At 40.7% G+C, this 13,845-nt stretch carries 12 protein-coding genes; 9 read left to right on the forward strand and 3 right to left on the reverse strand.

Annotation, left to right across the window (positions count from 1 at the left end; genetic code table 11):
* The first annotated feature begins 3 nt into the window (after positions 1-3).
* The 5 genes from gyrA to PWQ49_RS03080 all read left to right on the forward strand — a co-directional run bounded on the left by gyrA (position 4) and on the right by PWQ49_RS03080 (position 5,101).
* Positions 4-2,484: a DNA gyrase subunit A gene (gene gyrA, locus PWQ49_RS03060; protein ID WP_300607661.1), complete on the forward strand. Its 2,481-nt coding sequence runs from the start codon at positions 4-6 to the stop codon at positions 2,482-2,484.
* Positions 2,485-2,540: 56 nt separating this feature from the next.
* Positions 2,541-3,437 (forward strand): pyridoxal 5'-phosphate synthase lyase subunit PdxS, encoded by an 897-nt coding sequence (gene pdxS, locus PWQ49_RS03065; RefSeq protein WP_300607663.1) that lies wholly within the window; start codon positions 2,541-2,543, stop codon positions 3,435-3,437.
* A 19-nt stretch (positions 3,438-3,456) separates the two neighbouring features.
* Positions 3,457-4,056, forward strand: a complete 600-nt coding sequence (gene pdxT, locus PWQ49_RS03070) for a pyridoxal 5'-phosphate synthase glutaminase subunit PdxT (RefSeq protein ID WP_300607935.1) — start codon at positions 3,457-3,459, stop codon at positions 4,054-4,056.
* Positions 4,057-4,126: 70 nt separating this feature from the next.
* Complete coding sequence (locus tag PWQ49_RS03075; protein ID WP_300607666.1) at positions 4,127-4,531, forward strand: pyridoxamine 5'-phosphate oxidase family protein; 405 nt, start codon at positions 4,127-4,129, stop codon at positions 4,529-4,531.
* Between the two features lie 390 nt (positions 4,532-4,921).
* Positions 4,922-5,101, forward strand: coding sequence for a hypothetical protein (locus PWQ49_RS03080; protein WP_300607669.1), 180 nt, complete (start codon positions 4,922-4,924; stop codon positions 5,099-5,101).
* Positions 5,102-5,180: 79 nt separating this feature from the next.
* Here the strand turns inward: PWQ49_RS03080 and thrC are convergent, their stop codons facing one another.
* Both thrC and PWQ49_RS03090 read right to left on the reverse strand, forming a co-directional pair.
* Positions 5,181-6,524 carry a threonine synthase gene (gene thrC, locus PWQ49_RS03085; protein WP_300607671.1) on the reverse strand — a complete coding sequence of 448 codons (1,344 nt, stop codon included), beginning with the start codon at positions 6,522-6,524 and terminating at the stop codon, positions 5,181-5,183.
* A 491-nt stretch (positions 6,525-7,015) separates the two neighbouring features.
* The gene (locus PWQ49_RS03090; RefSeq protein WP_300607674.1) at positions 7,016-7,723 is read right to left on the reverse strand and encodes a DUF1614 domain-containing protein; all 708 of its coding nucleotides are present in this window, start codon (positions 7,721-7,723) and stop codon (positions 7,016-7,018) included.
* A 484-nt stretch (positions 7,724-8,207) separates the two neighbouring features.
* Here PWQ49_RS03090 and PWQ49_RS03095 point away from each other — a divergent pair, with 484 nt between their 5' ends.
* Genes PWQ49_RS03095 through PWQ49_RS03110 form a run of 4 tightly spaced genes read left to right on the forward strand, consistent with a single transcriptional unit; the run spans position 8,208 to position 11,886 of the window.
* Entirely contained in the window at positions 8,208-8,834 is a 627-nt protein-coding gene (locus PWQ49_RS03095; RefSeq protein WP_300607676.1) for a YIP1 family protein, read from the forward strand.
* Positions 8,834-10,069, forward strand: coding sequence for a hypothetical protein (locus PWQ49_RS03100; protein ID WP_300607681.1), 1,236 nt, complete (start codon positions 8,834-8,836; stop codon positions 10,067-10,069). Before PWQ49_RS03095 ends, PWQ49_RS03100 begins: the two co-directional genes overlap by 1 nt.
* The gene (locus tag PWQ49_RS03105; protein WP_300607683.1) at positions 10,053-10,736 is read left to right on the forward strand and encodes an ABC transporter ATP-binding protein; all 684 of its coding nucleotides are present in this window, start codon (positions 10,053-10,055) and stop codon (positions 10,734-10,736) included. Before PWQ49_RS03100 ends, PWQ49_RS03105 begins: the two co-directional genes overlap by 17 nt.
* A complete protein-coding gene (locus PWQ49_RS03110; RefSeq protein WP_300607686.1) occupies positions 10,723-11,886 on the forward strand; it encodes an ABC transporter permease in 1,164 nt (387 codons plus the stop codon). Before PWQ49_RS03105 ends, PWQ49_RS03110 begins: the two co-directional genes overlap by 14 nt.
* 436 nt (positions 11,887-12,322) lie before the next feature.
* Here PWQ49_RS03110 and thiC read toward each other — a convergent pair whose 3' ends face one another.
* Positions 12,323-13,600 (reverse strand): phosphomethylpyrimidine synthase, encoded by a 1,278-nt coding sequence (thiC, locus tag PWQ49_RS03115; RefSeq protein ID WP_300607688.1) that lies wholly within the window; start codon positions 13,598-13,600, stop codon positions 12,323-12,325.
* Positions 13,601-13,845 lie beyond the last annotated feature (245 nt).

Genomic DNA, 13,845 nt, shown 5'->3' on the forward strand with positions numbered 1-13,845 from the left:
GCGATGGAAGAGGACAATAACATTAATAATATTGAATCCGCTGGTGACATCGAAGAAGATGTTTCTTCCGGCGGAAGGGTAGTTCCGATCCTCATACAGGATGAGATGAAACGATCCTATATTGACTACGCGATGAGTGTGATAGTAGGTCGTGCCCTTCCTGATGCACGAGATGGTCTAAAACCGGTTCACAGACGGATTCTCTATGCCATGAAAGAAGCCGGGATAACCTATGATAAAGCTCACAAAAAATCTGCCCGTGTAGTTGGTGATGTACTCGGTAAATACCATCCACATGGGGATTCTGCTGTTTATGATAGTCTTGTGAGAATGGTTCAGGATTTCTCACTTCGCTATCCATTGCTTGACGGTCAGGGTAACTTTGGGTCCATAGATGGCGATTCTGCGGCAGCAATGCGTTATACCGAAGTGCGTATGGCACGCATTACGGAAGAAATGCTTGTCGATATCGATAAGGACACTGTGGATTTCAGACCGAATTATGACGGATCTCTTAAAGAACCGGAAGTTTTGCCTGCACGATTGCCAAACCTGCTTATCAACGGTTCAACAGGTATTGCAGTAGGAATGGCTACGAATATGCCTCCCCATAATCTGGGTGAAATCGTAGATGCCACTGTGATGCTCATCGATAACCCCGAGGCAACAGTAGATGATCTCAGATCTGTAATATCAGGTCCGGATTTCCCCACCGGTGGCATAATTATGGGGTCTGGCGGTATCCGGGATGCTTATGAAACCGGAAAAGGACGGATTCACCTGCGTGCGGTAGCTGAAATTGAGGAGATGAAAAACGAAAGATTCCGTATAATTGTTTCTGAAATTCCTTATCAGGTGAACAAGTCACGCTTAATTGAATCCATTGCCAATCTTGTAAGGGACAAGAAAATAACTGGTATTTCCGATCTTAGGGATGAGTCTGACAGGGATGGAATACGCGTTGTAATCGAACTGAAACGTGCTTCTAATCCAAATGTTGTACTCAACCAGCTTTATAAGCACACACAACTTGAGACTACTTTTGGAATTATTAATCTGGCTCTTGTGGACAATGTCCCAAGGATCCTTGGTCTTAAGGAATTAATTGAAATTTATCTCAAACACCGCATTGAAGTGATTACCCGCCGCAGTGAGTACGAATTAAGGAAGGCGGAAGAACGTGCTCATATCCTCGACGGATTAAAGATAGCCCTCGATCATATTGATGAAGTCATTTCACTCATCAGGGCATCAAAAACAGTGGATGATGCAAAGGCTGAACTCATCGGAAAATTTGGGCTGGATGAGATTCAGGCAAAAGCAATTCTGGATATGCGTCTCCAGCGGCTTACTGGACTTGAAAGGCAAAAAATTGAAGAGGAATATGCAGAAGTCCTCAAAACGATTGCAGATTTGAAGGACATACTTGCAAATGATTCCCGCAAGTACACAATAATTCGCGAAGATCTTCTTGCCCTTAAAGAGCGTTTTGGTGATGAAAGACGTACCCGGATTGAGGGTAGCAGGGAAGAGATCGAAGACGAGGATCTGATCCCTGAAGAAGATGTTGTAGTTACATTGACTGATGCTGGCTATATCAAACGTATGCCAATTGATACTTACAGCCAGCAGCATCGAGGCGGCAAAGGCATTCGCGGAATGGAAACCAAGGAAAACGATTCGGTTGGAAGCATCTTTATAGCTTCGACTCATGATTATTTGCTTTTCTTCACAAACCGCGGCAAACTCTACTGGCAGAAAGTATACGAACTTCCTCAGGGAAGCAGACAGTCTCGTGGTAAGGCAATTATAAACCTCCTTGAGCTTTCGGAAGGCGAGCATATCAGTGCTGTGATACCTGTAACAAACTTTGAAGAGGAAAGGTATCTTTTCATGGCTACAAGAGGTGGAATCGTTAAGAAATGCAGTCTTTCAGATTTCAGTAATCCACGGAAAGCAGGTATAATTGCAATTTCTCTTCTTGATACAGATGAGCTTGTTAACGTTGTCCAGACAGATGGCTCCAAAGACATTGTCATGGTTTCAAAATTTGGGAAAGCGATTCGTTTCCATGAAGATGATGTACGTGCCATGGGCAGAAACGCTAAGGGTGTCAGAGGCATGAAACTTGCCGAAGGTGATGAGGTCGTAAGCGTTGATGTTGTTGATGAAACGGCAAGCCTGCTTACGGTAACAGAAAACGGTTATGGTAAACGTACCCGATTTGATGAATATCGCCCAATGCGAAGAGGAGGGCAGGGTGTAATGACCATTGTTACAAGTATAAGGAATGGTCCAGTAGTAAATGTCAAAGCGGTGCATGACACGGATGAAGTAATCATCACCAGCTCTAATGGAATTATAATAAGACTGCCTGTGAAAGACATTCGTGTGCAGGGCCGTAATACCCAGGGTGTCAGAATAATGAAAGTCAGTAATGGTGACAGGGTTGTCAGTGTGGCAAGGATTGAAGGAAATGAATAACTTTAAGTATTACACTTTTAACTATTGAGCTATAACCTATTCGGGAAGATGATTTTATGAAACTTGAAGATCTAAGACATGGTACTGAACTGATCAAACGCGGCTTTGCAAAGATGCAAAAAGGCGGCGTTATTATGGATGTCACAAATGCCGATCAGGCACGTATCGCCGAAGACGCAGGTGCTGTTGCAGTAATGGCTCTTCAGGCAGTACCCGCGGATATCAGGAAAGCCGGTGGAGTCGCAAGGATGGCAGACCCGGCAATTATTGCAGAGATCATAGATACTGTTACAATTCCCGTAATGGGAAAGGCAAGGATCGGGCATTTTGTGGAAGCGGAAATCCTTGAAGCACTTGGAGTGGATATGGTTGATGAGTCCGAGGTATTAACACCTGCAGACAACAAATATCACATTGATAAGACAAAGTTTACTGTACCATTTGTATGTGGTGCCCGCAATCTTGGTGAAGCTCTTCGTCGCATCAATGAAGGAGCAGCTATGATCCGTACCAAAGGTGAAGCAGGTACCGGGGATGTAAGTGAAGCTGTAAAGCACATGAAGAAAATCATGGGTGAAATTCGCGAACTTGCAGGCAAGGAAAAAGAAGAACTCATGATGGTTGCAAGGGAAATTGAAGCACCTATCGAGCTTGTAATGGAAACTGCAGAAATGCAACGCCTTCCTGTTGTGAATTTTGCTGCCGGTGGAATTGCAACTCCTGCTGACGCAGCACTTATGATGCGTCTTGGTTCAGATGGTGTATTTGTGGGTTCAGGTATCTTCAAAGCCGAAAAACCCGAGCAAATGGCATCAGCAATTGTTGAAGCAGTTAATAATTATGATAATCCTGAAATACTTGCAGAGATTTCAAAGGGAATCGGCGCTGGCATGAAAGGTCAAAGCGTGGATTCGATTCCAGATGAACAAATCCTTCAAACTCGAGGATGGTAATTTTTCAGGTGAAATCAGAATGCGTATTGGTGTGATTGCCATTCAGGGAGATGTATCTGAGCATGTACATGCTGTGGACAACGCACTTTCAGAACTCGGTGAATCTTCTGATATTGTTGAAATCAAGCATAGTGGGATTGTACCGGAGTGCGATGCCCTCATACTTCCTGGTGGGGAAAGTACTACACTCGGGCGATTACTTTTAAAAGAAGGTATTTCCGAAGAAATAAAGCAAGCAGCTTCAGCTGGCATTCCCATTATGGGAACTTGTGCGGGTTTAATTTTGCTTGCGCAGCGAGGGGATGTGCAGGTTGCCAAAACCCATCAGCATTTGCTTGGATTGATGGATACGAAGGTAAACAGGAATGCTTTTGGCAGGCAACGGGAATCCTTTGAGACCTATATGGAATTACCTTTCCTTGATTCGCCTTACAGGGCTGTATTTATCAGAGCGCCTGCAATAGTTGATGCGGGCCCTGATGTGGAGGTTCTTTCAAAAATAGATGACAAAATTGTAGCCGCAAGACAAAGCAATATTCTTGCTTTTGCTTTTCATCCGGAACTAACAGATGATTTGCGCATTCACCGGTATTTCCTTAACATGATTAGGGAGTACTGAAACCTAAATCATAAAATTAATATATTGCATCGGTAAAAGTTTCTTTAACAAAAAAGCTGAGGTTTTAATAATGGTAAAATTGACTGAAGAAATGAAAGAAGCCTTCTCAAAAGTACGAATTTTTCCTTTTGCAACCGCATCAAGCGACGGAGTTCCAAATGTAATACCAATTGGAATGTGTCAGCTTGTAGATGATGAAACTATATGGATTGTTGACAATTATTTCCTCAAAACCCGTGAAAACCTTGATGAAAATCCCAAAGCTTCACTCTTTGTATGGGGTCCTGAAGTTGGGGCATGCTTCCAGATTAAAGGTGATGTGGAAATTAAAACCGAAGGTGAAGATTACGAGAAAGCCTATTCCATGGCTAAATCCAAAGGCGAGAAATATCCTGCTAAAGCCCTGATTGTGCTGAAGATCAAGGCAGTTTATGAATGTATGCCGGGTAATAATGCAGGAAAAGAGATACTTTAATTTTCACATGGCAAGTGTTGAGTTTTCCAGATTAATGCTGGAAAAGGCCACTTGTCCATTTTATGCACTCTTATATTTTGAGTAAAGATGGAAGCAATTCTAGATTCCTGTTTTACTCAAAAGTGGGTATGTCGTGTTACTTACAATGCTATATCTATAAAATTCAATTACTTGCTAGAGATGCATTAAATCTCTGAGTTCCAGATTTCAAATCTGAAACAAAACGCAATTATTCCCTTGTTGGCAAACAGTCACATGAGGCTTTTTTATAAAAATATCGTGACTTAGTTGAGGTTAGAGAAGAGGATTTCTACAGAGCCCTAAAATGTATCATTGAAAAACAATATGATATAAAGAAGCAATAACAATATGCTGTTTTATCAGTGGTGCATGAAAAAGACAATTGAAACCCTGAAAGGGCTGCAATTGCAGGTGAAACTTATTAAATCACTAGGTTGTATCCTGAGTTTGAAGATGTTGCAGAAAATGAGTTTTTCCCGAAAAATAGCAAAACATCTCAGGGCAATTGGTGAAGAGCCTAAGCTTATTCATAAGAAAAGTGCAGAATAGCTTCCTGCCGAAAATAGTGGAATAAATCTGTTCATGGCAATCAGACAAAACACCGACTAAAAAGAAATAAAAGAAAAACTTATTCAAGTTTTTCCTTTAGGTATTTCTTAAAAGTAGCATAATCCGCGTTGAGTTGTTCCATAAATTCTTCTTTTGCCTCAACATCTTTCAGGCTCTGAGGTGGTTCAGGATCAACTCCTGTTGCAGTAATAACTTCAGCAGGGAATTTAGCAGGATGTGCGGTTTCAAGTGTTACTGCGAGGGTATTATCTCCGGTTTTTTCCCTGTAATCCATCAGTCCTTTAATCCCTACAGCCCCATGTGGTTCGATGCAGATGTTGTAATCCTCGAAGAACTTCTTGATAGTAGCTTTTGTTTCCCCGTCGGTTACGGACACGGATAATATATCGTTATTAAGCTTCTCCATGTCGGGAAGTTTAATCACGTTACCTTTTTCATCCATCACTCCACCGTAAACCGCTATCAACCTTGCAAGGTTACTTGGATGTCCCACGTTCATCGCATTGGACAAACAGTTCCTTGAAGGCTCTATTTTTGTGTATTTCCCGGTTTTAAGGAAAATGGGTACTTCATCATTTTCATTAACAGAAGCAAGGATCTTTTTTATGGGAACTCCCATGTTTTTTGCGAGCACACATCCCATCATATTGCCGAAATTCCCGGAAGGAATTGAGAAAATAATCTCTTCAGGATACTTCATCAGTTTTACATATGCATAGAAATAGTAGACAGTCTGTGGAATGAGACGACCTATGTTAATGGAGTTTGCAGATGAAAGATTCAGATGTTTGAGTTCATCATCTGCAAAAGCTTGCTTGACAAGTGCCTGGCAATCATCGAATTTACCATCCATGGCAAGTGCGGAAACGTTTCTGTCAAGGGTTGTCATCTGTTTTCTTTGGCGATCAGATACTTCATCTTTTGGGAACAGAACAATGACCTTTATGTTATCAAGACCGTAGAAAGCATGAGCAACCGCACTACCTGTGTCACCGGATGTTGCAGTGAGAATTACCATGCTCTTATCTTCCTGCTTGAGATAATACTGCATGAGTCGTGCCATCATGCGAGCAGCAAAATCCTTAAACGAAGCGGTGGGACCTTGATCAAGCCTCATGATATAGGTTATGTCATCTACCTTTTCCAGTGGTACATCATAGTTGTATACGTCATGGGTTATTTCCCGTAGTGAATCTTCATCGATTTCACCCTCAAGAATCCTTGAAAGAACTCTGAATGCGATTTCAGGGTACGTTTCATTTTTCATGGAGTTAAGCTCTTCTTCCGAGAAATGAGGCAGTTCTTTTGGAAGGTAAAGCCCTTTGTCAGGTGCAAGACCCTTAATAAGTGCAGTTTTGAAATTTACTTCATCTGCTTTGAGATTGGTGCTATAGAGTTTCACGGTTATCAGTCGCTTATCTTGAATGGTAAATATACAATTTAGGTATACGAGTAATGAAAAGGTTACTTTTTAATTAAGATTTCGCTGACTTGGTCATCCATCAGATTCATGGAAAATAATGCTTCAAATTTAGTATATTTGATATTCTTGAGTGTGTTTCAAAAATATAAATAGTACTTCTCCTAATTATAGTTTGAGGGGTACTGAATGGAATTTAGAAAACTTTCAATTGATAGGATAAGAGCTGATGACCGCAAGATCATCAATGGTATTTTCTTTTTTTAATTACAGGGTGTAGATGAAGAGAACTGTCAAATGAACCAGTATTGAAAGATTGGTTGAAGATGGGAAGATGATTAAGATATGAAAGCTTCAATGTAGTTTTCAAGGGATTGCTAGATATTGAAAAAAGGATAAGAAGGATTCATGAAACAGGTTTATTCCATTTAAAGAATTCAGTGCAGTCCAATATTTGGATAAAACCAAACTTTTCATACAAGCAACACTGCTATGACTCCCGATAGAAAAACCCCATCGAAAGTGCCTGCTCCGCCAATGCTTGCAACTGGTGCTCCAATGTCTTTTATTTTCCCAATATTCAGAATATCTGCTCCTATAAGAGTTCCAAGTGTACCGCTTGTGTAAGCAACATTAAAGAGAAGATCAGGTGACATCTGAAGCATTTCAATACTCATAATGGCACTTAAGGCTGCAGTTATTGGAGGTATAAGGGTAGGTGTGACTATTCCGATACCTTGCACTGGTCTTGCAACTATTTTTGTAATTATGGCAACAAAAGCTGTTGCAGCGATACAGGGATAAAGTGATTCAGAAAATGTTGTTATAACATATATTGAGACAATAGTTGGTATCACAGCTCCCCCAACATTGACCGCCAAAATTGTATTAGAATGAAAGTTCCACCGGAATGGTACGTTGTATGTGATCCCAAAAACACGTACATATTTGTCTCTGACGACTGGTATTGTGGATTTGATTGTTGCAACCGGGATGTTAATACTGCTTCCGATTAAGGATAAAAGCAAGAGTATAAGTGCATGATACCATGAGAATCCAATTCTCGTAAAAGCAGTACTAATAAGCCCCATAAAAAGGAATGTAACTATGAATGTCAAGAGAACCGTAAGTATCAGGATGAATATGATACTGAAGGGATTGTAGAACATCCGGTTGTTCATATATGATCTGTTATTTACCACCATATAAGTGTGTTTGGATTTTGGAAAGTGTATTAGATCACGGATAATAGAACCTATGTGGATTTTTTGACTTGCTTGTTCTGATTGAATATAAGTAAGTTGTCCAAAATTTACTGTTTTAATGTATACACAGAATGCAATAATGTTGTCATGTGAGCTATGTCTGTGATCACATAAATTCTCTAGTACATGAGGATTAGAAGAATGTATTAGATCAGGAATATTATGTATTTTTCCATCTTTATTTTATTGTCCAATTAGAAATCTCCCTGTTTTAACAGCTTGGGAGCAAACCTATTAATGTTGATTCAACTTATAATGTGAAATTACCCTCCTCCACTATACTGGATAGATAAATAGATAGATATAGATAGATAGATGGATGGAAGATATCTTTGAAATTGATCATAATATCTATAAACTTTTAACTCTTGTTACATGGTAAGAGTGCTGGGGCAAATATATGGCTGATATTTTCGGTGTACTTACTAATCCAAATGCATTTTTCAGTGAAAAAATGCAAGAATCGATAGATTTGAAAATTCCATCTTTAATAGTATTCATTGTAGCTCTTATTTCAGGGGTAAGTGGCTACATAATGACAAATGCAGTTTTTATCAATATCCCGGAAGCTGCTTCCTTTGCTTCAGTGGCTGCAATCGGAGGCGCGATAGGTGCTTTTGTAACAGTTTTTATAATGTGGCTGATTTACACTGCTATTTTTCATGGTATATCCGCTCTTTTGGGTGGCAAAGGATCTTTCAAGCGATCCCTTGAAGTTGTTGGATATGGGTACATCCCCACGATTTTTAGCTCCATAGTCGGAATCGTGGGGATGCAGAGTCTGATAGGAAATTTGCAAAATATTAATATTGAAGACAGTGCTGCTTACGCTGAAATTGTTGCAGCAGATCCGGTTCTTCAGGCAGTTTCTGTTGTTGGAATGATTTTCATGCTGTGGAGTGCAAACATCTGGATTTTCGGCATTAAACATGCCCGTTCCCTTTCCACTAAAAATGCTGTAATTACAGTGGGAGCACCGGTGGCATTGTACCTGATCTACTCTGTTTTGCAGGTAGGTGTCATCTGATGAAAAGGATTATTCTTCTTCCCTTTTTTGTGATGTTCTGCCTTATAGTAGCCCCTGCAAGTGCAGATACTGAAATCCGCCCGACGGTTTCTGTAACTTATACAGTTGATCCAGTTGTCCTGCTTCCAGGTGACAGCGGAACAGTTACTTTCGAACTGAGCAATATGGCAACCGGGGAAGTGTATGTCGAGGAAGATGACGAAACTTTTGACATGAATGCCTACGTTGCCAGTGCTACTCTCAAAGGTGAGGACGAAGTAAGGTCTGAAGGGCCAAAATTCACAGACGTTGGTCTTTTGGGGCCCGGTGACTCTATTTCATTTACTTTTGATATAACTGCTTCAGAAAATGCTTCTTCAGGAACCCACTATCTAAATCTTGAAATTGTGGGCGGAAGCGATATGCAGGATCTGAATTACAAAATTCCCGTGAAGGTTGATTCGCGGAAAGTGAACTTAATTGTCGCTGATTTTCCTTCAATTGCTATCAATGAAATCTCCACAGTCTCTGTTGATGTGGTAAATCCTCTATCCGGAGCAGTGACAGGTGTCATAGTGATACCACAGGGCGACGACGTCGTATTCACACCATCTGAATACTTTGTAGGCAATCTTAAAGGTGGAAACAGCTCTACTGTTAGCTTTACTCTTAATACCCTGCAATCCTCAGAAGGGATAAAGGACATTTCCTTTAAAGTACTCTATTACAACGGGGATAATCTGCATACATGTAATGAGAAAACCAGCCTTGAAATTGTGGAAAGATCATCGCTCATATTTACAAATTTGGAGATATCACGATTTGGAAACAATTATGTTTTCACAGGGGATCTGAATAACTTTGGCGCAACATCCGCCAATAATGTTATACTATCAATTTATCCAACTGATGGAATTGAGCCTGTACAGCCTTCAGGCAGCTATTTTATAGGGACGTTGGAAGCTGATGATTTCAGTGGCTTTGAATTATCCGCGTCAATCACAGGAGAGGATGTTACCGAAGTGCCGGTATTGATAGAGTTCAGGGATGCGGATAACGCCTATGCAAGTTCTCTGGAATCATTTCCATTGAATTTTAACCAACTTTCATCTTCAACTTCTGAAAGCGGTATGCCTGTATATGTGTGGACTATCATCCTGCTATCCTTGACAGTTGTAGGCTTTGTAATCTATCGCTCATGGAAGGGCTCAAAAGAGCAGGATTCTCAGGATGTGAACGATGAACAGGATAGTTGAGGTTCAGGATGTTACCAGAGTCTACCAGATGGGCAAAACTTCGGTTCATGCACTAAATGGTGTATCCTTTTCGATAAAACAGGGAGATTTCACAACAATTATGGGTTCATCTGGTTCGGGGAAATCAACTCTTCTGAATATGATTGGTTGTCTTGATAAGCCCACCAGTGGTATTGTTCGCATTAACGGAGTGGATATACAGAAAGTAAATGATGATGAACTGACTTACATACGCAGGAATAATATCGGATTTATTTTCCAGCAATTTAACCTTATTCCGACACTTACGGCACTGGAAAATGTTGAAATTCCGATGATTTTCAACCGCATACCCCCGAAGCAGCGACAGAAAAAAGCACTTAAGCTTCTTGAAGATGCAAGCTTGGATCCCGAATATGCAACCCATAAACCCAACGAACTTTCAGGTGGTCAGCAGCAAAGAGTTGCAATAGCACGGGCGCTTGCCAATGATCCTCCTATTATACTTGCCGATGAACCTACCGGGAATCTGGATTCCAAAACCGGGAAAGGTGTAATGGAGTTACTAAGCAGCCTGAACAAACAGGGTAAGACCTTGATAGTGGTTACCCATGATCCTCAAATTAGCGAATATTCTCACAATACCATACGTTTGCAGGATGGGGAGGTAGTGAATGAAGGTGATTGAGAGTTTTCGCAACAATATGTACACCCAGCTTGCAGAACGCAACCTTAAACGCCAGAAAGTGAGGACTATTCTTGCAGCAATTGGCATTATCATTGGTGTAATGGCTATTTCTTCCATGGGTGTGCTTGGAAATACCCTCAAACTGTCTGTTGAAGATTCATTCGGGGATATCGGGGATCGCCTGATAATATATCCAGCAGCAGGAGAGGATTCCATAACCGAGAGGCAAGTAGGAAAGATAGAACGTATTCACGGAATAGAGCAGATAATTCCTTTCAGGATAACGGGTGAAGCCATAGAGCTGCGAGATGAAGTATACTATGGAATTGCGTATGGTATAGACGCAGACAAACTTTCGCATCTCATAGATCTTGAGGATGGGAGATTTTTCAAATCCGGATCTACGGAATGTGTGGTTGGCCATCGTGTTGCTTCTGAACTCAAATTAAAAACAGGAAGCAAAGTTGAAGTTGACGGTTCAAGGCTTCGTGTAGTTGGTATTCTCAAGGAGCAGGGAATGGGATTTGACATAAGTGCTGATGGGAGCATCTTCACATCTTTTGACATGTACGAAAAACTCTATCCTGAAGAAGGGGATGACTTTGATCAGGTTGTAGTTATTGTTGAAGATATCAATCAGGTGGATGTTGTTAAAGATGACATTGATGAGTCTTTGAACAGGAAAGAAAAAACCGTGGAAATCTTTGCTACAAACATAATAAATGAAGAAATTGACACGGCTTTCAGATCAATATCACTTTTCCTTATGGGTATTGGATCTATTTCTCTTTTGGTTGCGGGTGTTAGCATTCTTAATGTAATGCTCATGTCTACAATGGAAAGAACTCGTGAAATTGGGATTATGAAAGCTGTAGGTGCATCCAGAAATGATGTTCTGAAAATGTTTTTGTATGAGGCATTGTTCCTTGGAATAATTGCAAGTGCAGCAGGTGGAATCCTGACGGTTGGTGGGAGTCTGGGACTTATTTACCTAATAACAAACGACATATCCTATTTCTTTTCTCTGACTACAATTCTCTATATATGCGCAGGAGTTGTATTTGGAATTGCAACTAGCCTGATTGGCGGCCTTTATCCTGCCTGGAAGGCATCCATGATGGAACCCATGGCTGCACTAAGATACGAATAAGACTTTCGGAGTTAGCAACTTTCTGATATTACGTATTTGTTTATCGATCTATGTATAAACCATGTATATAATTAGAAATCCTTACAATGTCTGGTACAAATTAAAATATATAGATGCAAAAATTTTAAAAAATCGGAATACTGTCTAAATGGCAGTACTTAAAGATTCCAAGTGGAAACTTGATCAAAAGGAATACAAGTCGTTTCAATGCAACTTGGTTAAGAAATATGTTTCATTTCTTTTGGAAGTTTACAATCCCATAAAGTATAATTTTGCCATTGCTCTTTAAAAAACAACTAATTCCCACATGCAACTCTCGTTTTCAACAATCTTTTTGCAGGGTAAACTGTTTTTGTCAACTGATAAATATTCCTAACTTATACAGTATATAGCTTTGATTGTGATTCTTGAGAAAAATATCGGATATAAGAGAATGTCATTTCTCTTCGCTTAGTGCCTGCTGAACAATTTTTAAAGCACAGAGTTCTCCGCACATCGAACATGCATCACTGCCGGTTTTTCTGTTTTCACGAGTTTTGCGTGGTTTTTCTTTATCGATAGCAAGCTCGAACTGCTTTTCCCAGTTAAGAGCATTTCTTGCCTGTGCCATCTCTTTGTCTGTAGCTCTTGCTCTCTCACGTTGTCCTTCACGTGTTAGATCTGCGGCATGAGCTGCAATTTTTGTGACAATTGCACCCTCTTTCACATCTTCACAGGTTGGAAGCGCAAGGTGCTCTGCGGGGGTTGTCATGCACAAAAAATCAGCTCCACACATTCCAGCAATAGTACCTCCGATTGCACCGGTTATATGATCATATCCGGGGGCAATATCAGTTACTAGAGGGCCTAGCAGATAAAGGGGTGCATTGTGACAAAGTTTTTTCATGCTTGTGACACTGAGCTGGATCTCATCGGCAGCTACGTGCCCGGGACCCTCAACAAATGTCTGGACGCCTGCTTCACGAGACTGTTTTACAAGTTCTCCCAGTGTGATAAATTCCATAAATTTTGCATTATCAGAAGCATCGTGTACACATCCAGGGCGCATCCCGTCACCAAGGCTTAATGTAAGGTCATATTCCTTTGCAAGCTCAATGAGATAATCGAATTCTGCATAGAAAGGGTTCTCCTGATTATTGTGGATCATCCACGCAATTGTAAATGAGCCTCCTCTACTCACAACATTCATAATACGGTCACCTTTTCGCAGCCTTTGAAGTGCATTCTGATTTACTCCCGCATGTATGGTCACAAAATCGACTCCACTTTCTGCATGTTTGCGGACAGTATTAAACATATCATCGGAGCTCATATCCACAACAGTTTTTTTTGATGAAGCTGCCTGGTAAATGGGCACAGTTCCAAAAGGTACATCCACAGCATCCATGATGCGTTTGCGGATGTCGTTAAGATCTCCTCCGGTGGAAAGATCCATTATGGTGTCAGCACCATATTTGACCGCTGTTATTGCTTTCTTGATTTCGTCATCTACATCTATAAAATCTCTGGATGTTCCGACATTTGCATTAATCTTGACAGTCATGCACTTCCCGATACCCATCGGTCTGGTTTCCCTCTTAACGTTTTGTGGAATTGTTACAAGCCCCTTTGCAACATACTTCCTCAGAGTATCCGGGTCGATGTGTTCGTTTTCAGCTACCTTTCTGATTGTTGGAGTGATATTTCCCTTTCTTGCCTCGTCCATCAGTGTCATGATAATGCCTGCTGTCTCTTAGGTTTCTGGAGTGGATTATACGGTGTTTGCATATATAGGTTTCACAGGTTTAACCATTCTCTTGGTTACAAAGTCACAAACTCTTTTTTCCTGTCAGAAAACAGATGAAAAATAAGTATTAACAGCATTTGCATGGTAAGGAGATGAGAGTTCTAATGTAAGTTGACTTAGATCTTGATCTTCCATATCAATTGAATTGAGATAACAAGTATCAAAATACCCTC

It is taken from the genome of Methanohalophilus sp., from assembly GCF_030156785.1.
Classification (GTDB): domain Archaea; phylum Halobacteriota; class Methanosarcinia; order Methanosarcinales; family Methanosarcinaceae; genus Methanohalophilus.